This is a genomic window from Actinomycetospora succinea, from assembly GCF_004363095.1.
GTDB lineage: Bacteria > Actinomycetota > Actinomycetes > Mycobacteriales > Pseudonocardiaceae > Actinomycetospora > Actinomycetospora succinea.
Genome location: NZ_SNYO01000007.1, coordinates 175058 through 198212, shown reverse-complemented (window position 1 = coordinate 198212; position 23155 = coordinate 175058). Strand labels below are relative to the sequence as shown.

Annotated in this window: 21 protein-coding genes and 1 pseudogene; 7 read left to right on the top strand and 15 right to left on the bottom strand. The window is 75.7% G+C overall.

Annotated features, from left to right (window positions below):
* On the bottom strand, positions 1 to 222 hold the full coding sequence (locus EV188_RS22505; RefSeq protein ID WP_133828538.1) for a hypothetical protein: 222 nt from the start codon (positions 220 to 222) through the stop codon (positions 1 to 3).
* Between the two features lie 99 nt (positions 223 to 321).
* Between EV188_RS22505 and EV188_RS22500 the strand changes: the two genes are divergently transcribed.
* Entirely contained in the window at positions 322 to 1647 is a 1326-nt protein-coding gene (locus tag EV188_RS22500; RefSeq protein ID WP_133828537.1) for an O-acetylhomoserine aminocarboxypropyltransferase/cysteine synthase family protein, read from the top strand.
* Positions 1644 to 2111 (top strand): CoA-binding protein, encoded by a 468-nt coding sequence (locus EV188_RS22495; RefSeq protein ID WP_133828536.1) that lies wholly within the window; start codon positions 1644 to 1646, stop codon positions 2109 to 2111. The genes EV188_RS22500 and EV188_RS22495 overlap by 4 nt, the downstream gene beginning before the upstream one ends.
* Here the strand turns inward: EV188_RS22495 and EV188_RS22490 are convergent.
* From EV188_RS22490 to EV188_RS22480, 3 genes and pseudogenes are all read right to left on the bottom strand, one after another.
* The gene (locus EV188_RS22490) at positions 2108 to 2746 is read right to left on the bottom strand and encodes a response regulator (RefSeq protein WP_133828535.1); all 639 of its coding nucleotides are present in this window, start codon (positions 2744 to 2746) and stop codon (positions 2108 to 2110) included. The two genes, EV188_RS22495 and EV188_RS22490, sit on opposite strands and share 4 nt — an antisense overlap.
* 10 nt (positions 2747 to 2756) lie before the next feature.
* Complete coding sequence (locus EV188_RS22485) at positions 2757 to 3977, bottom strand: hypothetical protein (protein ID WP_133828534.1); 1221 nt, start codon at positions 3975 to 3977, stop codon at positions 2757 to 2759.
* Positions 3974 to 4872 (bottom strand): annotated as a pseudogene (locus EV188_RS22480) (nitrilase family protein). The gene EV188_RS22485 and the pseudogene EV188_RS22480 overlap by 4 nt, the downstream one beginning before the upstream one ends.
* 85 nt (positions 4873 to 4957) lie before the next feature.
* Between EV188_RS22480 and EV188_RS22475 the strand changes: the two are divergent.
* The 5 genes from EV188_RS22475 to EV188_RS22455 all read left to right on the top strand — a co-directional run bounded on the left by EV188_RS22475 (position 4958) and on the right by EV188_RS22455 (position 12852).
* Positions 4958 to 5989 carry a LacI family DNA-binding transcriptional regulator gene (locus EV188_RS22475; protein ID WP_243741913.1) on the top strand — a complete coding sequence of 344 codons (1032 nt, stop codon included), beginning with the start codon at positions 4958 to 4960 and terminating at the stop codon, positions 5987 to 5989.
* 108 nt (positions 5990 to 6097) lie between these two features.
* Positions 6098 to 7501 (top strand): cytochrome ubiquinol oxidase subunit I, encoded by a 1404-nt coding sequence (locus tag EV188_RS22470; RefSeq protein WP_133828532.1) that lies wholly within the window; start codon positions 6098 to 6100, stop codon positions 7499 to 7501.
* Between the two features lie 13 nt (positions 7502 to 7514).
* Positions 7515 to 8540, top strand: coding sequence for a cytochrome d ubiquinol oxidase subunit II (gene cydB, locus EV188_RS22465; protein ID WP_133828531.1), 1026 nt, complete (start codon positions 7515 to 7517; stop codon positions 8538 to 8540).
* Positions 8537 to 11911 carry a thiol reductant ABC exporter subunit CydD gene (gene cydD, locus EV188_RS22460; RefSeq protein WP_133828530.1) on the top strand — a complete coding sequence of 1125 codons (3375 nt, stop codon included), beginning with the start codon at positions 8537 to 8539 and terminating at the stop codon, positions 11909 to 11911. Before cydB ends, cydD begins: the two co-directional genes overlap by 4 nt.
* Positions 11908 to 12852 (top strand): Acg family FMN-binding oxidoreductase, encoded by a 945-nt coding sequence (locus EV188_RS22455; RefSeq protein ID WP_133828529.1) that lies wholly within the window; start codon positions 11908 to 11910, stop codon positions 12850 to 12852. The genes cydD and EV188_RS22455 overlap by 4 nt, the downstream gene beginning before the upstream one ends.
* A gap of 45 nt (positions 12853 to 12897) precedes the next feature.
* Here EV188_RS22455 and EV188_RS22450 read toward each other — a convergent pair whose 3' ends face one another.
* The 11 genes from EV188_RS22450 to EV188_RS22400 all read right to left on the bottom strand — a co-directional run bounded on the left by EV188_RS22450 (position 12898) and on the right by EV188_RS22400 (position 23124).
* Complete coding sequence (locus tag EV188_RS22450; RefSeq protein WP_166660020.1) at positions 12898 to 14610, bottom strand: GAF domain-containing sensor histidine kinase; 1713 nt, start codon at positions 14608 to 14610, stop codon at positions 12898 to 12900.
* Between the two features lie 23 nt (positions 14611 to 14633).
* Positions 14634 to 15122 (bottom strand): universal stress protein, encoded by a 489-nt coding sequence (locus tag EV188_RS22445; RefSeq protein ID WP_133828528.1) that lies wholly within the window; start codon positions 15120 to 15122, stop codon positions 14634 to 14636.
* 120 nt (positions 15123 to 15242) lie between these two features.
* Positions 15243 to 15641 carry a hypothetical protein gene (locus tag EV188_RS22440; RefSeq protein ID WP_133828527.1) on the bottom strand — a complete coding sequence of 133 codons (399 nt, stop codon included), beginning with the start codon at positions 15639 to 15641 and terminating at the stop codon, positions 15243 to 15245.
* Between the two features lie 58 nt (positions 15642 to 15699).
* Positions 15700 to 17292 (bottom strand): Hsp70 family protein, encoded by a 1593-nt coding sequence (locus tag EV188_RS22435; protein WP_133828526.1) that lies wholly within the window; start codon positions 17290 to 17292, stop codon positions 15700 to 15702.
* On the bottom strand, positions 17289 to 17660 hold the full coding sequence (locus EV188_RS22430) for a hypothetical protein (protein WP_133828525.1): 372 nt from the start codon (positions 17658 to 17660) through the stop codon (positions 17289 to 17291). Before EV188_RS22430 ends, EV188_RS22435 begins: the two co-directional genes overlap by 4 nt.
* Complete coding sequence (locus EV188_RS22425) at positions 17657 to 19489, bottom strand: dynamin family protein (RefSeq protein WP_133828524.1); 1833 nt, start codon at positions 19487 to 19489, stop codon at positions 17657 to 17659. Before EV188_RS22425 ends, EV188_RS22430 begins: the two co-directional genes overlap by 4 nt.
* Positions 19486 to 19809, bottom strand: a complete 324-nt coding sequence (gene grpE, locus EV188_RS22420; protein ID WP_133828523.1) for a nucleotide exchange factor GrpE — start codon at positions 19807 to 19809, stop codon at positions 19486 to 19488. Before grpE ends, EV188_RS22425 begins: the two co-directional genes overlap by 4 nt.
* Before the next feature lie 5 nt (positions 19810 to 19814).
* Entirely contained in the window at positions 19815 to 20156 is a 342-nt protein-coding gene (locus EV188_RS22415; RefSeq protein ID WP_133828522.1) for a hypothetical protein, read from the bottom strand.
* Between the two features lie 100 nt (positions 20157 to 20256).
* Positions 20257 to 21090 carry a serine/threonine-protein kinase gene (locus tag EV188_RS22410; protein ID WP_133828521.1) on the bottom strand — a complete coding sequence of 278 codons (834 nt, stop codon included), beginning with the start codon at positions 21088 to 21090 and terminating at the stop codon, positions 20257 to 20259.
* Between the two features lie 7 nt (positions 21091 to 21097).
* On the bottom strand, positions 21098 to 22585 hold the full coding sequence (locus tag EV188_RS22405) for a dynamin family protein (RefSeq protein WP_133828520.1): 1488 nt from the start codon (positions 22583 to 22585) through the stop codon (positions 21098 to 21100).
* Positions 22582 to 23124 carry an RNA polymerase sigma factor gene (locus tag EV188_RS22400; RefSeq protein ID WP_208114338.1) on the bottom strand — a complete coding sequence of 181 codons (543 nt, stop codon included), beginning with the start codon at positions 23122 to 23124 and terminating at the stop codon, positions 22582 to 22584. The genes EV188_RS22405 and EV188_RS22400 overlap by 4 nt, the downstream gene beginning before the upstream one ends.
* Positions 23125 to 23155 lie beyond the last annotated feature (31 nt).

Here is a 23155-nt window from a genome sequence, read left to right as displayed (position 1 = left end):
TCAGGCGTGGTCCACCGTCGACGCGCCCGCGCAGTGGGCGCAGCAGTAGAAGCGCCCGTCGACCTGGTGGCCGTGACCGACGATCATCACGCCGCAGTGCTCGCACCGCGGGGCCATCGCGTGCATCGCGCACTCGAAGCTGTCGAAGGTGTGGGTCGCACCCTGCGCGCGGATCTCGAACGCCATCTCGTAGTCGTTCCCGCAGGTCTCGCAGACGGCCATGTGGTGCCTCCCTCGTCGGATGCGGATCGCGGGAGGCCTTCCCACCCATGCACCACCGGCAATCCCTCACGACCGGCGCGGTTGCGGTAGAACGGCGGAGTGGCAGGAGAAGACCGTCCCTGGGGTTTCCGCACGCGCGCCGTGCACGCCGGCGCCGTGCCCGACGCCGCCACCGGGGCCCGCGCCGTGCCGATCTACCAGTCGACGAGCTTCGTCTTCGAGGACACCGCCGACGCCGCGAACCTCTTCGCGCTCCAGAAGTACGGCAACATCTACAGCCGGATCGCGAACCCGACCGTCGCGGCCGTCGAGGAGCGCCTCGCGAGCCTCGAGGGCGCGCTGGGCGCCGTCGCCACCGCGTCGGGCCAGGCCGCCGAGTTCCTGACCTTCGCGACGCTGGCCGGCGCCGGCGACCACATCGTCGCGTCGTCGGCCCTCTACGGCGGCACGGTGACCCAGCTCGACGTCACCCTGCGCCGCTTCGGGGTCGACACCACGTTCGTGTCCGGCGACGACCCCGCCGACTTCCGCGCCGCGATCACCGACCGCACGCGGTTCGTGTTCGCCGAGATCGTCGCGAACCCGTCGGGGGCGGTCACCGACGTCGCCGCGCTCGCCGAGGTCGCCCACGAGCGCGGCCTGCCGCTGATCATCGACGCGACGATGGCCACGCCCTACCTGTGCCGCCCCATGGAGCACGGCGCCGACATCGTCATCCACTCGGCGACCAAGTTCCTCGGCGGCCACGGCACCACCATCGGCGGCGTGATCCTCGAGTCGGGCCGCTTCGACTGGGGCAACGGCAACTTCCCGCAGATGACCGAGCCCATCCCGTCGTACGGCGGGCTCACGTGGTGGGGGAACTTCCAGGAGTACGGCTTCCTCACCAAGATCCGCTCCGAGCAGCTCCGCGACATCGGCGCGACCCTGAGCGCCCACTCGGCGTTCCTGCTCCTGCAGGGCATCGAGACGCTCCCCCAGCGCATGGACGACCACGTCGCCAACGCGCAGCGCGTCGCGGAGTGGCTCGAGGCCGACGAGCGGGTCGCGTGGGTGAGCTACGCCGGGCTGCCCGGCCACCCCCACCACGAGCGGGCGCAGCGCTACCTCCCGAAGGGCCCCGGGGCGGTGTTCAGTTTCGGGGTGCGGGGCGCGACCGACGACGAGGACGCCGCGCGCGCCGCGGGCCGCCGCTTCATCGAGGCGGTCCAGCTGTGCAGCCACCTCGCCAACATCGGCGACGCCCGGACGCTCGTGCTGCACCCAGCCTCGACCACCCACCAGCAGCTCACCGCCGACCAGCTGCGCGAGGGCGGCGTGCGCCCCGACCTCATCCGCATCAGCGTCGGCATCGAGGACCCCGAGGACATCCTCTGGGATCTGGATCAGGCCCTCACCGCAGCGACCAAGGAAGTGGCGACGTGACCTGGACCCCGCCGTCGGCGCAGGAGCGCCAGGCGATCCTGCGCAAGACGAAGACCGTCGCGATGGTCGGCGCCTCGCCCAACCCCGCGCGGGCGTCGAACTTCGTCGCGACCTACCTGCTCTCCACCGACCTCGAGCTGTACTTCGTCAACCCGAACGCGAGCGAGATCCTCGGGCACCCGGTGTACCCGTCGCTCGACGCGCTGCCGGTGACCCCCGACCTCGTCGACGTCTTCCGCCGCCCCGAGGACCTGCCCGAGGTGCTCGACGCGACGATCGCCAGCGGGGCGTCGACGTTCTGGCTCCAGTTCGGCCTCTACGACGAGGCCCTCGCCGAGCGCGCGGAGGCGGCCGGGCTCACCGTCGTCATGGACCGCTGCCTCAAGGTCGAGCACGCCCGCTTCCACGGCGGGCTGCACCTGGCGGGCTTCGACACCGGAGTGATCAGCTCGCGCCGCCGCTAGGTGCGACGCCGCCGCACCTCGGTGGCCAGCACCGCGGCCTGCACCCGCCGCTCCAGGCCGAGCTTGGCCAGCAGCCGGGTGATGTGGTTCTTGACGGTCTTCTCGGCGAGGAAGAGCCGCTCGCCGATCTGCCGGTTGGTGAGCCCCTCGCCGATGAGCTCGAGCACCGCGTGCTCCTGCGGGGTCAGCTCGGCGGTGGGGTCCGGCGCCTCGGCCGGGGTGCGGAGCTTGGCCATGAGCACGGCCGCCGCACGGTGGTCGAGCAGCGAGCGCCCCGACCCGACGTCGCGGACCGCCGCGGCGATGTCGCTGCCCCGCACGTCCTTGATGACGTAGCCCGCCGCGCCGGCGAGCACCGCGTCGAGGATCGCCTGCTCGTCGGTGAACGACGTGAGCATGAGGCACGCCAGCTCCGGCTGGCGCGAGCGCAGCTCGCGGCAGAGCTCGACCCCGTTGCCGTCGGGCAGGCGCACGTCGAGCACCGCGACGTCGGGGCGGACGGCCTCGACGCGCGCGACGGCCTCGGCGACCGTGCCCGCCTCCCCGACGACCTCGAGGTCGGGCTCGTCGGAGAGCAGGCCCGCCACGCCCCGGCGGACCACCTCGTGGTCGTCGACGAGGAAGACACGGATCACGGGGTCGAGCCTAGGCGCCGACCCCGGGCAGGAACCCCAGGAGCGGGACCACGACCGCCGTGACCACCGCCATGGCGACGGTGTTGCCGATGAACGGGTGGAAGTCGGCCGGGAGGCGCCGCGAGACGGGCCGGGCGACGAGCGGGCAGAGCAGCGCGCCGACGACGGCCCCGACGACGCCCGCGACGAGGCTCCCGTCGTAGGTGATCACCGCGGCGGGCGCGACCGAGACCAGCGAGACGTAGGTCGGCGCCCAGCCGCCGTCGCGGTAGAGCCGCCGCCACACGACCACGCCCACGGCCGAGGTCAGGGCCTGCGCGAACAGGATCGCCGGGATCACCCCGCCGCCGTAGGCGGGCAGGGTCGGGTCGACGAGCACGGCGACGACGACCCCGACGAGGACACCGACGCTCGCCAGCTCGTTGGCGTAGAACTGCGTCTCGGTGAAGTCGGTGAGGACGCGACGGGCGGTCCAGATCGCGTCGGAGAGCACCGTCGGCGCGCGGAGCGGCGCGGGTTCGGTGGCGGGGGCCGGTGACTCCACCGGTGCGGGCACCGGGCCCGGCATCCACGGCAGCACCCGGCAGACCAGGAACGACACGGCCGTCCCGATCGACATCGCGGCCGTGTTCGCGACGACGTACGGCAGCCCGAGCGGGTCGGTGACCGTGGCGATGAGCAGCATCGCCACCGGGGTCGTCGTGACCGCGCCGAGCACGGCACCGGTGAGCAGCACCCGCCAGCCCGCGCCCTGGACGAGGACGAGGGCGGCCGCCACGCACACGAACGGCACGAACGTCGGCTGCCAGCCCTCGCCGAGCCGCCACCCGAAAGCGAGGTTGGACAGGACCAGGCTCAGCGTCGCCGCGCCGAACACCCACGGCCACCGGCCGGTGCCGTACGCGATCGCGCGCCCGGCCCAGCGGGCGCCGCGGCGCCCGGCCCACCACGCGAGCGCTGCGCCGAGCAGCAGCCCCACCGACGCGACGGGCGCCTTGTAGAACTGGGGCTCGGTCATGTCGCCGAGCGTCCACGTCGCGCGGGCGAGCGGGTCGCCGGGCAGCTCGGCGGTCCACCGCGTGTAGGAGTCCCCGACCGCGCCCCGGGTCGCGGCCCACAGCCCCAGGGCGAGCGCTCCGGCCACGATCACCGACGCCGCCGCGCCGAGCAGCGTGCCGGGCAGCGTCAGCTCGGGCCGGGAGCGGCGCCCGGTGTCCGACGGCGCGCTCATCGCGGGAGCGGGGTGCCGCCGGTGTAGCCGAGCAGCGGGTCGTAGAGGTCGACGCGGCGGTCGCGGGGCAGGTCGTTCAGCGAGTTCCACACCGGCGCCGAGCGGGACTCGGCGAGGTCGAGGTCCGCGTAGAGGATCGTCGGCTTCTCGGCGTCGGCGATGCCCCCGATCGGCCAGCCGTTCACGCCGGTGATCAGCGAGCAGCCGAGGAACTTCCCGCCGCGCTCCTCGCCGACCCGGTCGGCGGCGACGATCGGGACGTTGTTGACGTGGGACGCCCCCATCGTCAGGTAGCTCGCCATGCAGTTGCCGGCGTCGTCGAAGAGCGGCGGCGGGGTCCAGACCCAGTTGTTGACACTGCAGATCACGTCGGCGCCCTGGGTGGTCAGGATGCGCGCCACCTCGGGGAACCAGATGTCCCAGCAGACGAGCAGCCCGATGCGCCCGATGCGGGTGTCGAACACCGGGAAGTCCGAGCCCGGCGTGAAGATCAGCTTCTCGCGGTTCCAGAGGTGGTCTTGCGGTAGCGGCCGATGAACCCGTCGGGACCGATGAGGACCGCGGTGTCGTGGAGCGCCACGGGACCGTCGGCCTCGGCGAGGCCCGCGACGAGGTAGACGTCGTGGTCGCGCGCGGCGTCGATCCACGCCCGGCACGTCGGGCCGTCCGGCACGGGCTCGGCGTGGGCGTAGGCCTCGTCGCGGGTCTCGAAGGCGTACCCGGTGCTCGCGAGCTCGGGCAGGACGATCAACCGGGCACCCTCGGCCGCGGCCTCCGCGATGCGCGCGAGGGTCTCGGCGAGGTTCGCGTCCTTGTTCTCGAGGCCCACCCGCGGGTCGGTCTGCACGGCGGCGGCGCGCACCGGGCTCACGGGAGGCGGGGTCGGTGTCGTCATGGGTGACTCCAAACGTTTGGCCCAAACGTTTGCGCAACGTAGCGTGGCTCACCGACAGCAGGCAAGGGACGAGGAGGGCGCCGCGGTGACGCTGCCGCACCTGGACGGGTCGGGACGGCCGACGCTGCGGACGATCGCCGCGCTCGCGGGGGTCCACGTGTCGACCGCGTCGCGAGCCCTCTCGAAGTCCGAGGCCGCCGGCGCGCGGGCCGGGTCGCGGACGACGGTGGCGCGCATCCACGAGATCGCCGACGAGATCGGGTTCGAACGCAACCCGTACGCCGCCGGCCTGCGCACGCGCCGCAGCCAGCTGGTCGGCGTCCTCGTCCCCCGGCTCACCGACGTCGTCCTCGCCACGATCTACGAGGGCATCGACGAGCGCGCCCGCGAGCTGACCTACCAGGCGTTCGTGGTGAACGGCCGCGACCGCCCCGACGAGCGCCGGGCCGCGCTGGAGATGCTGCTCGCGCGCCGGGTCGACGGCGTCGTCATCGGGGACGCCCGGCGCGACGGCGACGACCTCCTCGACACCCTCGCCGCGCGCGACGTCCCGTTCGTGCTGACCAACCGCCGCTCCGGCGAGCACCCCTCGGTGACCTGCGACGACCACGCCGGCGGCGTCCTCGCCGCCGAGCACCTCCTCGCGCTCGGGCACACCGACGTCGCCGTGGTCGCGGGCGAGCCCTACGCCAGCACCGGCCACGAGCGCACCGCCGGGTTCGCCGCGACCTACGCGGCCGCCGGGCACCCGCTCCCCGCGCACCGGATCGTGCCCTCCGCCTTCGACGTCGGCGGCGGGCACCGGGCCACGGCATCCCTGCTCGCCGGGGACCCGCCGAGCGCCGTGTTCGTCGTCAACGACTTCGCCGCCATCGGGGCGATGGGCGCGGTCACCGCGGCGGGGCTGCGGGTCGGCGCGGACGTCGCCGTCGTCGGCTACAACGACATCCCGGTCGCGGCCGAGCTGCCCGTCGCCCTCACCTCGGTCTCGTCACCGATGCGCCGGATGGGCGCGCGGGCCGCGGAGCTGCTCATCGACCGGATCGAGGGCCGGCCCGTCGCCGCCGAGCTCCTGGCGCCGACGCTGCACGTGCGCGCGAGTACCGCCGACCGCTAGGCAGGGACCAGGGTCCCGCCCAGCGGGGACCTCGGGGACCTGCCCCCGATCCCTGCGCGCGCCGAGTCTGGACGCCGTCATCACCACCACGAGGCGAGCGAGGCGACGGTGTCGGCACTGGATGCGGCGCGATGGCAGTTCGGGATCACGACGGTCTACCACTTCTTCTTCGTGCCGCTGACGATCGGCCTGTCGCTGCTCGTGGCGATCATGCAGACCGTGTGGCACCGCACCGGCTCCGAGCACTGGCTGCGGGCGACGAAGTTCTTCGGGAAGCTCTTCCTGATCAACTTCGCGATGGGCGTCGTCACCGGGCTCGTCCAGGAGTTCCAGTTCGGCATGAACTGGAGCGACTACAGCCGCTTCGTCGGTGACGTCTTCGGCGCGCCGCTGGCGATCGAGGGCCTCGTCGCGTTCTTCCTCGAGTCGACGTTCCTCGGCCTCTGGATCTTCGGGTGGGACCGGCTGTCGCGCCGCGTGCACCTGACCTGCATCTGGCTCGCCGCGATCGGCACCGTGCTCTCCGCGTACTTCATCCTCGCCGCGAACTCGTGGATGCAGCACCCGACCGGCTTCCGGTTCAACCCCGAGACCGGGCGCGCCGAGCTGAACGACTTCACCGCGGTGCTCACGCAGAACACGGCCATCGTCACCTTCGCCCACACGATCTCGGCCTGCCTGCTCACCGGGGGCGCCGCGGTGCTGGGCATCAGCGTCTGGTTCCTCGCCCGCCGCTCCGAGACGTCGATCTTCCGGCCGACGCTGAAGCTCGGCGCCTGGGCCGTGATCGTGGCGACGGTCGCCGTGATGATCAGCGGGGACACGCAGGCCAAGGTCATGACCCAGCAGCAGCCGATGAAGATCGCCGCCGCGGAGGCGCTCTACACGACGAGCTCGCCGGCGCCCTTCTCGCTGTTCACGATCGGCACGCTGAACGGCCAGGAGCCGATCTACAGCCTGGACGTGCCCGGCCTGCTGAGCTTCCTCGCCACCGGCTCGTTCGACGGCACGGTCCAGGGCGTCAACGAGCTGCAGGCGCAGGAGAGCGCGCAGTTCGGGCCGGGGAACTACCGGCCCTACATCCCGGTGACGTACTGGGCGTTCCGGTTCATGATCGGGTTCGGGATCCTCGCGTTCCTGGTCGCCGTGGCCTCGTTGTGGTTCACGCGGGGCGAGCGGGTGCCGAACAAGTGGCTCGCGCGGATCGCCCTGCTCTCGATGGCGTTCCCGCTGCTCGGGAACTCCTTCGGCTGGATCTTCACGGAGATGGGCCGCCAGCCCTGGGTCGTCTACGGGCAGCTGAAGACCGAGAACGGGGTCTCGCCGTCCGTCGGTCTCGGCACCGTGCTCACCTCGTTGATCGTCTTCACGCTGCTCTACGGCGGCCTCGCGGTGATCGAGGGCTGGCTGCTGGTGCGCACGGTCAAGGCCGGCCCGGCGCCGGCGCCACCTCCGGAAGCCGTGGGTCCTCGTGACGAGGACGCCGACCGGCCCTTCGCCGTCGCGTACTGAGAGGAGCACCGCCATGGCACTCACCGACGTCTGGTTCCTGCTCATCGCGATCCTGTGGACGGGCTACTTCGTCCTCGAGGGGTTCGACTTCGGCGTGGGCGCGCTGCTGCGCATCCTCGGCCGCGACGACACCGACCGCCGTGTCATGATCAACACGATCGGCCCGGTCTGGGACGGCAACGAGGTCTGGCTGATCGTCGCCGGCGGCGCCACGTTCGCGGCGTTCCCCGAGTGGTACGCGACGCTGTTCTCCGGGTTCTACCTGGCGCTGCTGCTCATCCTCGTCGCGCTGATCGGCCGCGGCGTCGCGTTCGAGTACCGCGGCAAGGTCGACACCGCGCAGTGGCGCGCCCGGTGGGACTGGGTGATCGTCGTCTGCTCGGTCGTGCCGGCGCTGCTGTGGGGCGTGGCGTTCGGCAACATCGTCGGCGGGGTCCCGCTCGACGCCGACCACGAGTTCGTCGGCGGCCTCGTCACGCTGCTGACCCCGTACGCGCTGCTCGGCGGCGTGACCACCCTGCTGCTGTTCGTCCTGCACGGCGCGGTCTTCCTGTCGCTGAAGACCGACGGCGACATCCGGGCGCGGGCGCGCGGGCTGGCCGTGCGGATCGGGGCCGGCGCGGTGCCGGTCGCGGCGGCGTTCCTGCTCTGGACCTGGCTCGACCACGGCGCCGACCTCGTCACGGCGGTGCTCGCGCTGGTCGCGGCGGCCGCGCTGGTGGGCGGCATCCTCGCCACCCGCGCCGGGCGCGAGGGCTGGGGCTTCACGCTGACCGCCGGGACGATCGTCGCGGCGACCGCGTTCCTGTTCACCGCGCTCTACCCGGACGTCATGCCCTCGACGATCGACCCCGCGTTCAGCCTGACGACGACCAACGCGGCGTCCACGCCCTACACGCTGACGATCATGACCTGGGTCGCCGCGATCATGACCCCGATCGTCCTCTGCTACCAGGCCTGGACCTACTGGGTGTTCCGCCGGCGGATCTCCCGCACCCACATCCCCGCGGCGCCCGTCCCGGCCGAGGAGCACGCGTGAAGCCCCTCGACCCGCGCCTGCTGCGCCACGTCGCGCCGGTGCGCCGGCACGTGGTGCTCTGCGCCGGCGTCGGGATCGCCACGGCGGGCCTGGTCGTCGTGCAGGCCGACCTCGTCGCGACGGCGGTGACGCGCGGGTTCCTGGGCGGCGAGACCCTGGCCGCGCTCGGCGGGGTGCTCGCGGCGCTGCTCGCCGTGGTCGCCGGGCGGGCGCTGCTCGCCGGCGCCGGGGAGGTCGCGGGCGCGCGGGCCGCGGCGTCGGTCGTCGCCGGCCTGCGCGGGCGGCTCGTCGCGAAGGCCCTCGAGCTCGGGCCCGACGACCCGCGCCTGCCCGCCCCGAGCCGGCTGGCGACGCTCGCGACCCAGGGCGTCGACGGCCTCGACGGCTACGTGCGCCGGTACCTGCCGACCCTGCTCGTCGCCGCGGTCGTCCCGCTGGCGGTCGGGGCGCGCATCCTCGGCGCCGACTGGTTGTCCGCGGTGATCATCACCGCCACGGTCCCGCTGATCCCGATCTTCATGATCCTCATCGGGACGTACACACAGCACGCCGTCGCGCGCCGGTGGCGCACGCTCGCCGTGCTCGGGCACCACTTCCTCGACCTCGTCGCCGGCCTCGACGTCCTCGTCGCCTTCGGCCGCGCGCGGCGCCAGACCGGGCGGATGCGCGAGATCGCCGAGCGCCACCGCACGGCGACCATGGCGACGCTGCGGGTGGCGTTCCTGTCGGCGCTCGCGCTCGAGCTGCTGGCGACGCTGTCGGTCGCGCTGGTCGCGGTCGCCGTCGGCCTGCGGCTGGTGCACGGGGACCTCGACCTGCACACCGCACTGCTCGTGATCATCCTGGCGCCCGAGGTGTACCTGCCACTGCGCGCGGTCGGCGCCCGCTTCCACGACAGCCTCGACGGGCTGACGGCCGCGCAGGAGGCGTTCGCGGTCCTCGAGCTCGCACCCCTCGCGGCCGGCGAGCGCCGGCCCGCCCCCGACCCGCGCCGCGTCCCGCTGCGCGTCCGGGAGGTCGGGGTCGCCGGGCGCGGCGGCGATCCCGTCCTCGCCGGGTTCTCGCTGACGGTCGCGCCGGGCGAGGTGGTGGGGATCGCCGGGCCGAGCGGGGCCGGCAAGACCACCCTGCTCGACCTGCTGCGCGGTGCCCGCCGGCCGGAGGAGGGTTCCGTCGAGGTCGGCGGCGTCGACCTCGCCGCGATCGACCCGGCGTCGTGGCGCGAGCGCGTGGCCTGGGTGCCGCAGCGTCCCGTGCTGCTCGCGGGGACGGTGGCGTCCAATCTGCGGCTGGGGGCGCCTTCCGCCGCCGACGAGGCCGTGGCGGCCGCGGCGAGTGCCGCAGCCCTCGACGTCCCGCTCGACACGCCGGTCGGCGACGGCGGCGCGGGCCTGTCCACCGGGCAGCGCCGCCGCGTGGCCCTCGCCCGCGCGCTGCTCGCCGACCGCCCGCTCCTGCTGCTCGACGAGCCGACCGAGGGCGTCGACGCCGACACCGAGCGCGCGGTCCTCGACGCCCTGCCCGGTGTGCTGGCCGGGCGCAGCGCCGTGGTCGTGAGCCACCGCGCGGCGGTGCTGGAGCTCTGCGACCGCGTGGTGACGGTGCCGTACCGGGCGTCGAGCGCGCCGGCGGTCGAGCCCGGTGCCCGGACGGGCGACGTCCGTCGCTCGCCCGTCCCGACGCCCACGGTCGCCGACCTCGCCACGCCCGCGCCGTCGGTCGGCACCGCCCGCTGGCTCGCCCGCCTGCTGCGCCCGCGCGCCGGCCGCTGGGCCCTCGCGGTGCTGCTCGGGGCGGCGGCGATCGCGTCCGGGGTCGCGCTGACCGGGACGTCGGCCTGGCTGATCTCCACCGCCGCGCTGCACCCGCCGGTGCTGACGCTGATGGTCGCGATCGTCGCGGTGCGCGCGTTCGGGCTGGCCCGCGGCGTCCTGCGCTACGCCGAGCAGCTCGTCGCCCACGACGCGGCGCTGCGCCTCGGCGTCGACCTGCGCGTGCGGCTGTGGACCGCGCTGGTCCGCCTCGGCCCGGCCGCCACGGCCCGGCGCCGGCGCGGCGACCTGCTCGCGCGGCTCGTCGGCGACGTCGACGCGGCCGAGGACGTCGTGGTGCGCGTCGCGCTGCCCGCGACCCGCGCGGCGCTGGTGGGCGTCGCCGCCGTCGTGGCGCTCGCGCTCGTGCTGCCCGCCGCCGGGATCGCGCTGGCCGTGGGGCTGCTCGTCGCCGGCGTCGTCGCACCGGCGCTCGCGCTGTGGGCCGTCCGCCGGGCCGCGGCGCGCACCGCCGGACTCCGCGGCGAGGTCCTCGCGACGACGACCGAGACCCTCGAGGCCGCCGGCGAGATCCTCGCCTTCGGGGCGGGCGAGGACCGGCGCCGCGCGCTCGCCGCCGTCGACGACCGGCTGACCGCGGTGTCCCGGCGCGCCGCGTTCTCGGCCGGCCTGGGCTCCGGGCTCGGGGTGCTCGCGCTGGGCGCCACGGCCGTGGCCACGACGGCGCTGGGGCTGGTCGCCCTGGCGGACGGCCGGCTCGCCGGCACCGCGCTCGCGGTCCTCGCGCTCGTGCCGCTGGCGTGCTCGGACGTCGTCGCCGGCCTGCCCGAGGCCGCGACCCGCCTGGCCACCGCCGGGCCCGCGATGCGCCGCCTGGTCGAGCTGGAGACGGCGCCGGCCCCGGTGGTGGAGCCGTCCGTGCCCGCGGCGCTGGGGGCCGGCGATCACCTCGGCGCCGACGACCTCGCCGTCCGCTGGCCGGGTGCGACCAGCGACGTCTTGCACGGCGTCGACCTCGACCTCGCGCCGGGCGGGGCGCTCGTCGTCGCCGGGCCGTCCGGGGCCGGCAAGAGCACGCTGCTGGCGGCACTCGCCCGGACCCTGCCCGCGCGGGCGGGGCGGGCGAGCGTCGACGGGGTGGACGTCGCGCGCTGCGACGGCGACGACGTGCGCTCCCGGCAGGCGTGGTGCGGGCCGGCGAGCCACCTGTTCGACTCCACGCTGCGCGAGAACCTGCTGCTCGCGCGGCCCGACGCGAGCGACGACGACCTGGTCGCCGTGCTGGGGAAGGCGCGCCTCGGCGTCTGGTTCGCCGAGCTGCCCGAGGGGCTCGACACCCCGCTCGGTGAGCATGGCGGCGCCGTGTCCGGCGGGGAGCGCCAGCGGCTCGGGGTCGCCCGGGTGCTGCTCGCCGACCGGCCGGTGCTCGTGCTCGACGAGCCGGCCGCGCACCTGGACCCGGACACCGCCGACGCGCTGTGCGCCGACCTCCTCGCCGCGGGCGCCGGCCGCACGGTGCTCGTGGTCAGCCACCGCCCCGACGAGTTCCCGGGGCTCCCGGTGCTGCGGCTCGGGGCTCGCGAGCGGGCGGTCACATGATCACCGCGCTGACCCCGCAGGCCGTGCACGACGTGCTCGCGGCCGGGTCGCGGGCGCCGTCGGGGCACAACACCCAGCCCTGGGTGCTGCGCGCCGACGGGCCCGACGGGTTCGAGGTGCGCGGCGACCCGGCCCGCGCGCTGCCCGTCGCCGACCCCGACCACCGCGCGCTGCGCCTCGCGTGCGGGGCCGCGCTGGCCGGGATGCGCCTGGCCGTGCGGGCCCAGGAGCGGCGCACGCACGTGCGGCTGCTGCCCGACCCCGACGACCCCTGGTCGTTCGCCCGGCTCCGGGTCGGCAGCCCGCTGCCGTGCAGTCCCGCCGAGCGGGCGCTCGCCGCCGCGATCGGGCACCGCCACACCCACCGGCGCGCGTTCGGGGAGGGCGCGGTCCGGCCCGCGCTGCGCGCCGAGCTCCGGCGCGCGGCCGAGGCGGAGCGCAGCTGGCTGTACTGGATCGAGACGCCCGCGGAGCGCGACACCGTCGCCGGCCTCGTCGCCGACGCCGTACGGATCGAGGACGCCGACCCGGCCTGGCGCGCCGAGCGGGAGGCCTGGACCGGGCGGGGCGCGGACGTCCTCGACGGCGTCCCCGCCGCGGTCGCCGGCCCGCGGCCCCCACGCGACGACCCCTGGCGCGTCCGCGACCTCAGCGGCGGCGCCGGGACCCCCGACCGGCCCGATCGCCACGCGATGATCGGCGTGCTGGCCACCGCCCACGACCTGCCGCTGGCGCACCTGCAGGCCGGGCAGGCGCTGCAGCGGGTCCTGCTCACCGCGACCGTGCACGGGCTCGGCGCGTCGTTCGTCGCGCCGCCGGTGGAGGTCGCGTCGACCCGCGAGGCGCTCCGGACGCTGCTCGGCGGCGCCCTGTGGCCCCAGGCGGTCCTGCGCCTGGGCCCGAAAGCCGGCGACGACCTCCCGAGCCCGCGACTCATGTGAGCACTTTCCGGCTCTATAGGGCCGGAAAGTGCTCACGTAGGCCGGTCAGGACGGGAGGGGAACGCGCCAGACGAGGCGGGTGCCGGGGCCGGGGTCGCGGGGGGCGACGGTGAGGTCGCCGCCGTGCGAGCGGGCGCGCCGCTCCAGGTTCAGCAGCCCCGACAGCGCCGCCGCCTCCGGCATCCCGCGCCCGTCGTCGCTGACGTCGACCACCAGGTCGTCGCCCACCGACACCGTCACCACGACCCCGCCCGCGCCGGCGTGGCGCACCGCGTTGCTGACGCCCTCGCGCACCACGGCCTCGACGTGGTCGGCGAGGTCGTCGGGCACGACGTCGACCGGGCCCGCGACGCGCACGGTCGGCGCCACGGTGCCGTGGGCGGTCAGCTCGGTCACCGCGGCCCGGATGCGCCCGCCGAGCCCGGGGCGACCCGCGGGGTCGGCGTGCAGGTCGAAGATGCTGGTGCGGATCTCGCGCACGACCTGGTCGAGCTGGTCGACGGCGTCGGCGATCCGCTCGGCGACGTCGGTCCGCGCGGCGCGGCGCTGGGCGCTCTGCAGGCCCAGGCCGACCGCGAACAGGCGCTGGATGACGTGGTCGTGCAGGTCGGCGGCGATGCGGTCGCGGTCGGCGAGGACGTCGAGCTCGCGCTCGGCGCGCCGGCTCGCGGCCAGGGCGAGCGCCAGGGCGGCCTGGTCGGCGAAGGCGGCGACGACGGGGAGCTGCTCGGCGTCGAACTCGGCGGCCCCCGGACGGCGCCCGGCGACCAGGACGCCGGACACGTCGTCCCCCGCGCGGAGCGGCACGACCAGCGACGGGCCCAGGGCGGCGTCCGGGAACGCCAGCGCCGTCTCGCGCCGCGGCGCGCGGGAGGCCGCGACCACCCCGAGCGGGGTGTCGGCGGTGGCGAGGCGCAGGCCGGGCGGGAACGTGTCCTCGCGGCCCACCGAGGCCGTCACCGTCATGGTCGCGTCGTCGACGGGCTCGACGATCAGCGCGCACTCGGCGTCGGTCAGCTCGGCGGCGCGCTGGGCGACGAGCGCGAGCGCCTCGGCCGCGTCGGTGCCGCGCAGCAGCTCGGTGGTGATCTCCCCGGTGGCCTCGAGCCACCGTTCCCGGCGCTGCGCCTCGTGCATCAGGGTCGCGGTGCGGCCGTAGAGCCGGGCGTTGTCGACGGCGACGCCGGCCGCCGTGGCCAGCGCGGTCACGACGGCCTCGTCGTCCTCGGTGAACGTGCCGCCGCGCTTCTCGGTGAGGTAGAGGTTGCCGAACACCTCGCCGCGCACCCGGACCGGGACGCCGAGGAACGAGCCCATCGGCGGGTGGTGCGCCGGGAAGCCGACGGAGGCGGGGTGCGCCGCGAGGTCGTCGAGGCGCAGCGGGCGGGGGTCCTCGATCAGGCGGCCCAGCAGGCCCTCGCCGTGGGGCAGGCGGCCGATCCGCTCGCGGGCCGCGTCGTCGATGCCGACGTGGACGAACCGCGCGAGCGAGCGGCGGTCGGCGGCGAGCACCCCGAGCGCGCCGTAGCGGGCGTCGACGAGGTCCAGCGCCGCCTCCACCACCCGGCGCAGCGTCGCGTCGAGATCGAGGCCCGAGGCGACGGCGAGCACCGCGTCGAGCAGGCCCTCGGTGCGGTCGCGCGTGCGCCCGAGTGCCTCGACGCGGGTGGACACCTCGTCGAGCAGCTCGCGCAGCGCGAGCCGTGACGGGTCGGTGCGCGCGGCCGCCTCGGCCGTCGGGTCCCACGCGCCGGTCATGCCGCCATCGTGACGCAGCGGCGTCAGGAGGACGCGGCCGGCGCGGTCTCGCGGACGACGAGCACGGGGCACGGCGCGTGCACGACGACCCCGAGGCCGACCGAGCCGATCAGCCGCGACGCGAGCGCACCCCGGCCACGGTGGCCCACCACGAGCAGCTCGGCGTCCCGGGCGACGCGGCACAGCACGTCGGCCGGCGACCCGGCCCCGACCACGAGCTTCACCACCGGCACGTCGACACCGTCGGCCGCGGCGGCGGCGACCGCGTCGTCGATGGTCTGCTGCAGCGCCGCGCGGACCTCGCGGTCGATCTCGGCGACGTCGGGGGCGAGCGCGCCCAGCTCCACCGCCCAGAGGTCCGGCGGGGTCGTCGCGGTCACCGCGGTGACGCCGACCCCGCGCGCGGCCGCCTCGCGCAGGGCGCGGTCGAGCGCCACCCGCGCGTGCGCCGAACCGTCCACTCCGACGACGACGGCTCCCGCACCGGCGGCGGCGTCGTTGACCAGGCTCATCCGAGTCCCTCTCCTCCGGCGGCACTCCCGGCCGCTCGGGTCCCAGCCTCCGCGCGCGGGAGGCCGGGCAGGAGGGACCTGCGGGTCAGGGCGTGCGGGACGAGGGTCCCCGGAAGGTCCTCAGCGGGCGGACGGGGTGAACGACCAGGCCGCGACGACGACGGCGCCGATCGTCAGGACCATGGCGCCGGGCACGTGGATCGCGAGGGTCGCCCCGCTGCCGAAGTACGCCTGGACGAAGCTCAGCACGAAGACCACGGCGGCGACGACCGCCGGCCAGAGCGGCGCGCCGGCCCGCCACACGAGGGCGGCGACGATCATCGTCAGCCCCGAGACGACGTGCAGGACGATCGCGCCGGTGGCGTGCAGGGACTCGGCGCCCTCGGCCTCGCCCGGGCCGACGATCGAGCCCGCCGTGACGAACTGCCAGGCCAGGACGACGACGGTCAGCACCGCGAGCACGCGCAGCGCCGTGACGGTGGACGCGGCGGTCGCTCGGCCGGTCGCGGTGTGGGTCATGCGGGCCCTCCGTGGTGGTGGTGGAGCCATGGTCATACCCGCCACCGGGGCGATCGGCTCACCACGCGGTGAGGCGCTCCGTCACACCGTCGAGGCGCGTGAGGGCCTGGCCGAGCGCGCCCAGCTCCGCGCGGCCCTCCCGCAGGACCTGGAGCGCGACCTCGGGCGGCAGCCCGGGGAACGGCGTGTGCCGGGTGCCGATCGCCGTGCCCACGCCCTCGACGGCCGCCACCAGCGGGCGCCGCAGGGCCTCGGCGGTGTCGCCCGCGTGCAGCGTCGGGGACACCGCGCCGACGAGGTCGGTGACCCCGGCCGCCTCGGCGATGGCGGCGATCTCGCGCGCGATCAGGGCGGCCGCCTCGGCGTCGGCCTGCGGAGGATCGGGCGCGTGGTGCCGCCCCGCCCGGACCGTCACGTCCTCCCGCGGGGTGCGCCGCACCGTCTCGGTCGCACCGTCGGGCACCACGGGAGCCGCGAACCCGGCGGGCGTCAGCGGCGGGGTCGGGCCCGCCGGGGGACGCCGTCCCGGGTCCTGCGGCCGCGGAGGGAGGCGGACGTGCTGGGTGGCGCTCACCGAGCCCGGGACCGTCGACAGCGCCCCGAGCACGACGACGGCCTTCGGGTCGTCGCGCATCCCGGGCACGTGACCGAGCAGGTCGGCGAGCAGCGCGCTGATCCGCGGCGTCCGGCTGGTGCTGCCGGTGAGGAAGACGTCGACGAGCCCGTCGGGCGTGGTGCCGGCGCGCGCGACGGTGTCCTGCAGCTCGGCGACGCTGCGCGCGAGGAGCGGCTCGACCGCCTTCTCGTACTCGCGGCGCGTCACGCGGATCTCGTCGTCGTAGCCCGCCACCCAGAGGTTGACCGCGGGCAGGCGGGACAGCGCCTCCTTGGCCTGGGTGATGTCGCGGCGCAACAGGGTGCGGTGGCGCTCGGCGACGCGGCCCTCGGCCTCCCACAGCGCGTTCCAGGTGTCGGGGTCGAGCGCCTCGGCGTGCTCGGCGAGGATCTCCATGAAGGCGGCGTCGAGGTCCTCGCCGCCGAGGGCGGCGTCGCCGCCGGGTGAGCCGGCGAGCTCGAACCCGTCGCGGCGGCGCCGCAGGACGGCGGTGTCGAAGGTGCCGCCGCCGAAGTCGTAGACGCCGATCATGCCGCCGTCGGGCACGGCGTCGCCGGTGCGCACGTAGTGGTGGGCGGCGGCGACCGGCTCCGCGACGAGGTCGGGCTCGCCCAGCCCGGCGCGCTCGGCGGCCTCGGTGAGCCGGCGCAGCTCGGCGCCGCCGGCCTGCCAGCGGGCGGGGTGCGTCAGGACGACGCGCGACGGGCGTCCCGAGAGCCGCCGCGTGGCCTCGCCGGCGACCCGGGCGAGCACCGCGGCGACGAGGTCGACGGTCGTCACCGTGCGCGTGCCCAGCAGGACCTGCTCCGAGGCCACGAGGGCGCGCTTCGGGACGCGCTCGGTGCGGTCCGGGGCCATCGCCGCCTCGTTGACCGCGTCGCGGCCGGTGAGGATCGTGCCGTCGTCGTCGACGCAGACGAGCGAGGGCACGTACTTCGACCCGTCGATCTCCAGGACCTCGGCGCGCCCGTGGGCGAGCGTGGCGGTCGTCGTGAACGAGGTGCCGAAGTCGATCGCGAGGTCCCAGCCGGTCACACGACGCCGCCGTCCCAGTCGTGCCCGTCGTGGCCCGCGTCGTGGATCCCGTCGTCGTGCCCGCCCGGGTCGTCGTGGGCCTGGTCGTGCGCGGGGTCCTCGCCCCAGCCCGCGTCGTCGGCCGGGTCGAGGGCCGGGTCGTCGACGCCGCCGTCCGTACCGGGCTCATCGGCGTCCTCGGCCGGGTCCTCGCCGGTGACGACGGCGAGCATGTGCTCCCAGACGCTGTCGGGCAGGCCCGAGTCGTCGACGGCGAGCGCCGAGGTCAGCAGGTCCTGGTCGCCGGGCGAGAGCACGGTGTCGGGATCGGTGTCGGGGTACCGGGACATGTCGAGCCAGGGTCCCCCGGCCTCCTCGGGCGCGGTCACGACGACTCCTCTCGGTGCGGTCGATGGGTGGTGGGCAGCCTGGCGGCCAGCTTCTCGGCGGCCTCCCGCAGCTCGTTGCGCTTCTTCAGCCCGGCGTCGACCTCGACCTTGCGGCGCTGCAGGGACGACTTCTCGGCGGCGAGGTTCTTCTCGTGCTCGGCGAGGCTCGCGGTGAGGCGGTCCTTCTCCTCGGTGAGCGCCGTGGTGATCTGGCGGCCCAGCACCTCGCGGGCACCGGCGACGGCCTGCGAGACCACCGGCGGGATCTCGTTGTTCAGCCGGGTGGCGACCTCCCCGAGGTAGCGGCGGGCGTCCTCGCGGCTGCGGGCACCCCGCTCCTTGCTCCAGCGCCGCCACGAGAAGAACCCGACGGCGCCGATGCCGGCGAGGATGCCGATCGGCGGGGCGACCACCATCGCCACGAGGTGCCCGAGCCCCATGCCGAGGCCCGCGGCCATGATCCCCTGCTCGGCGAAGCTCGTGCTGCCCTGGCCGCGCGCGGCCTCGGGGAGCTGCGCGAGGCGCTCCGGGGCGTCCGGGACGACCCCGGCGAGGTCGACCTCGACGCCCTCGAGGTCGGCCAGCAGCGCCTCGCCGAGCGCGGTGAGCTCGCGGCGCAGCAGCGTGTCGAGCTCGATCCACAGCGCCTGGGCGCGGGGCGGCAGGTCGGTGGCGACGGCGTCGAAGACCTTGCCGGAGCCGGTGGCGATCTGGTCGCCGACCTCCTTGCGCAGGTCCTCGAGACGGCGGGCGAGCTCGGTGCGCATGCGCTGCTCGAGGCGGGCGGAGCGCTCGCCGAGCGTCTGGCGCCACGTCGCGTTCTGGCTCTGCAGCGCGGTGAGCGCGTCCTTCTCGCGCTTCACCGAGGCCGCGAACTCCGGGCTCAGCGACAGCGACAGCGCGCGACGCACCTGCAGGGCGGACAGGCGCTTGGCCAGCGCGGACGTCTGGTGGAGCAGGTTCGACAGCCGCAACCCGTCGGCGTCCTCGGCGAGGCCGGCGAGGTGCTCGGACAGCGGCCCGATCCCGCTCGCGGCGCGCTCCTCGGCGGCCTCCTCGGGCTCGCCGTCGGCCTCCGCGGCAACCGCGTCGGCGGCCGCGCGGCTCGACACCCCGAACCAGGGCGCCGCGGCGTAGCGCGGGGCGTGCCGGGCGATCAGCTCGACGTTGCGCGCCCGCACCTCCTCCCACGCGGGGAACAGGTCGATCTTGGTGAGTACGAAGGCGACGGTGGTGATGCGCTCGGTGGCCTTCTCGAGGAACGCCAGCTCCGAGGCGGTGATCTCGCTCGACCCGTCGAGGACGAACACCAGGGCGTCGGCGCGGTCGAGCGTCGCGAGCGTCAGCGCGGCGTGGCCGGCGACGAGACCGCCGACGCCGGGGGTGTCGATCAGCTCGAGGCCGCCGGCGAGCAGCGGCGCGGGCACGCGGACCTGGACCTGGCTGACGTCCTCGTGCTCGGGGGCGCGGGCCCCGGGGTCGAGCGCGGCGTACTCGGCGAGCGCGTCGAGCGGCACCTCGCGACCGGCCGCCCCGCCGCCCTCGACGACGGTCACGCCGTCCGGGCCGTGGGAGACGATCACGTGCACGCAGGTGGCGACGTCGGCGTCGACGGGCAGCAGGCCCGGACGCCCGATCAGCGCGTTGATCAGCGAGCTCTTCCCGCGCTTCTTCTCCCCGACGACCACCACGGCCGCGGTGCTGCGGGCCACGCGGGCGACGTCGCCGTCGAGGGCCTCCGCGGCGCCCTTCTCGTCGTCCTCGACCGCGGCCGCGCGCACCTGCGACACCAGCGCCAGGACCTCGTCGGTCAGCGGGTGGGTGCTCATCGGTCCTCCTCGGTCGCCGTCTCCAGGGCGTACACCACGACCTCGGGGCGGCGCAGGACGTGCCCGTGGTCGAGGTAGCCGGTGCGTTCGGTGCTCGCGACCGTGCGGTCGCGGGCGGGGTCGGTGGTCGGCTCGCAGTCGACGGCGTCGTGGTGGGCGCCGTCGAAGGGCAGGCCGTCCGGCTCGACCGGGACCACCCCGACGTCGGCGAGGCCGCGGTGCAGCCGGGCCCGGAGTCCGGGCCCGGTGGTGCGCAGCCGGTCGGCGAGGTCGATGCAGAGCTCGACCAGCGCCGCCCGCTCGGCGGTCGGGGCGATCATCGAGATCAGAAGCCGGCGGGGTCGTGGCTGGTGGTGTCGGCCTGCCCGTCGCGGTCGGTGTCGACCGCCGCGGTGTCGAAGTCGCCGTCCCCGTCGGTGTCGGTGACCATCGTGTCGTAGTAGCCGTCGCCGTCGGTGTCGACGATCCCGGTCTCGAACGAACCGTTGTGGTCGGTGTCGGCCACCGAGGTGTCGAGGACGCCGTCCCCGTCGGTGTCGGTGGTGACCAGGTCGACGTTGCCGGCGCCGTCGGTCTCGTAGGTGCCGATCATGGTGCCGGACGCGTCGTACACGCCGCCGTCGGCGCTGAAGTACATGTCACCGGCGGTGTCGGTCGTGCCGCTCATCGCGCGCTCCCCACGGGCGGGGCCCGCCGCCGTCGGCGGGCCGTTCGCGACTGTGACGACGCGGGAGGGCACGGATGTTCCGGCGGATCCCCGATTTCTTTCAGCCGAGCGCGGCGCGGGCGGCCGCCGCGAGCGTGCCGACGGTCGCGGTGCGCTCGGCGGGGGTCTTCGCCAGCGCCCCGGCGATCACGGCGTCGAACGCGGCCGGCACGCCGGGGCGCGCCTCGGACGGCCGCGGGATCGGGCTCTCGAGGTGCCCGCGCATCCGCTCGGGGAGGCTGCGGCCCGGGTAGGGCCGGGCGCCGGTGAGGCAGGTGTAGAGCACGCAGCCGAGCGCGTAGACGTCCTCGCGGTGGTCGGTCGCGCCGCCGCGGAAGCGCTCGGGCGCGGTGTGGTCGAGCGAGAGCCCGTTGCGGGAGACGAGCCCGAAGTCGCCGACGCGCACCTCGGTAGCGGACGGGTCGGCGAAGAGCAGGTTGGCCGGCTTGACGTTGCGGTGCGCGAGCCCGCGGGCGTGCGCGGCGGCCAGGCCGCGCGCCGCCTGCTCGACGACGGCCACCGCGCGCGCCGGGTCGAGGACCTCGTCGCGGTGCAGCACGGTGCCGAGGTCCGGGCCCGCGAGCAGGGGCGTCGCGACGAACAGGCGCCCGCCGGTCTCGCCGAAGTCGAGCACCGGCAGGACGTGGGGCTCGCGCAGCGTGCGGGCGACGCCGCACGAGCGGTCGAAGCGGGCGCGGTACTCGCGGTCGGCGGTGTCGGGGGCGAGCAGCTTGAGGGCGACGACCCGGTCGTGGGCGGTGTCGTGGGCGCGCACGACCTCGCCCGAGCGCCCGCGGTGGACGACGTCCTGCACCACGTAGGGCCCGAGGACGGCCCTCGGCGGGCCGGCGCGGGGCGGCACCCCCACCGCGGCCTCCCCTCTCGTGATGGTCATCAGCCCGTCATCGGCTCGGTGTCCGAGCCTGCCAGCTCGGGGACGTCGGCGCCGAGGCGTTGAACAAGATGTGCTCGCAGAGCTCGCGCGCGGTGCGGACGTGGCGCTGCAGCACCCGCGACGGGCGGGCCTCGAGCCGGCGCCACGCCGGGATCTGCGCGGTCGCCGCGGCGGCGACGGCCGCGGCGTCCGCGCCGGCGTCCAGACCCAGCCGGCGGGCGTCGTCGACGCCGGTCGCGAGGTCGCGCAGGCGCGCCACGTCGTCGTCGCCGAGGCGCATCCGCCCGTTCTCGAGGTCGACGAGCGCGGCGGCGAGCTCCACCTGGCGCAGCGCGGGCTCGAGGCGCAGCCGGTCGAGCTCGGACTGCAGCGCGAGCAGGGCGCGCCGGTCGACCTCGTCGGCGGCGTCCCAGCCGAGGTGCTCCAGCGCGGCGATGCCGGCGCTCGCGCGCAGCCGGTCCGCGCCGGCGACGAACACCGTCTCGATGCGCTCCAGCACGGCCTCGACCCCGGAGCGCAGCGCGAAGCCCTCGAGCAGCGCGGGCGTCGAGCGCCGGCCCTCGTCGAGCAGTTCGAGCCCGACGCGGATGCCGTGCAGCCCGAGCAGGTCGAGCAGCCGCTCGCGCTCGTCCGCCGCGAGCGGGCACTCCTCCCAGGCGCGGAAGCGCTGCACGGTGCGCAGCTTGCGCAGCACCGCGGAGCGGTCGGCCTCGGCGAGCGTGCGCAGCGCGCGGGCGTCGGTCTCGGAGAAGTCGGGGCCCCGCGCGGTCTCGGCGAGCAGCCCGGCCACGGGGACGACGTCGGAGAGCACCGCGCGCAGCTCCCCGGCGTAGCGGTCGGCGACGCGGCGGGCGGTCGGCCAGGGGTCGTCCTCGCCGGAGAGGGTGTCGATGCGCGACAGGACCCCGAGCATGTTCGCGGCGCCGAGGCGCAGCCCGCCGGCCCAGCCGCGGACGGCGTCGATGGCCTCGACGTCGCGCTCGCCGGGGTGGGGCATGAGGTAGACGACGGCGTCGGCGTCGCCGAGGGCCGCGAGCGAGTCGGGGTCGAGCTTGGAGAGCGAGTCCATGCCCGGGGTGTCGATCAGCGTGTACCGGGTGAGCGCGTCGTTGGGCGTCTCGACGGTGAGGTGGGAGATGTCCTCGCCGGGCTCGCCGATCGTGGCGCCGATGCCGTCGCCGAGGGGCACGAGGCGGTCGGTGCCGTCGCGGTGGTGCACGCGGACGCGGGCCTGGTGGCCGTGGCGGAACCAGGTGACCAGCCGCGTGGTCTCGGTGGCACCGGTGGCCGCGAGCCGTTCCTGGAGCAGGGCGTTGGCCAGCGTCGACTTGCCGGCGTTCATCCGGCCGCCGACCGCGACGCGGATGCGGGGCTCGGACAGGCGGGTCACCAGCGCGTCGAGGCGCTCGCGCAGCTCGGGGGTGCGCAGGCGGTCGCGGGTCGTCGCGACGAGGGCGACGAGTCGGGAGGTGACGGGGCCTACCGGCGAGCTCATACCGTCTGCGGGGCGGAGAGCAGCTCGACCAGCGCCTGGCGCCCGCGGGAGAGCTGGGACTTGACGGTCTGGACGGGGATGTCGCGCAGCTCGGCGATCTCGGTGTACGACAGATCGCAGATCTCCCGCAGCACCACGACCGCCCGGTACTGCGGGGGCAGCTGGGCCAGGGCGCGGTCGACGTCCATCTTCGCGACGACGCCGCCGTCGGCGCCGCGCACGGGCGTCGGCTCCGGGACGGCCTCGGCGGGCTCGGGGGTGCGCTTGCGGCGCCGGACCTCGTCGATCGCGGCGTTGGTGGCCACGCGGTAGAGCCAGGTGCCGACCGCCGAGCGGCCGTCGAACTCACCGAGGCGCTTCCAGGCGATGATCATCGTCTCCTGGAGGGCCTCCTGGGCGTCCTGGTCGTGCGTGGTGATCCGCCGGCAGACCGCGTAGAGGCGGGGACGGTGGCGGGTCATGAGCTCCGCGAACGCGGCCTGGTCACCGCCGGCGGCGAGCACCGCCAGCTCGGTGTCCCCTCGTGCGTCCGCCGTCACGACCCCTCCCCTCGTCCGCCCGAAGTGTCAC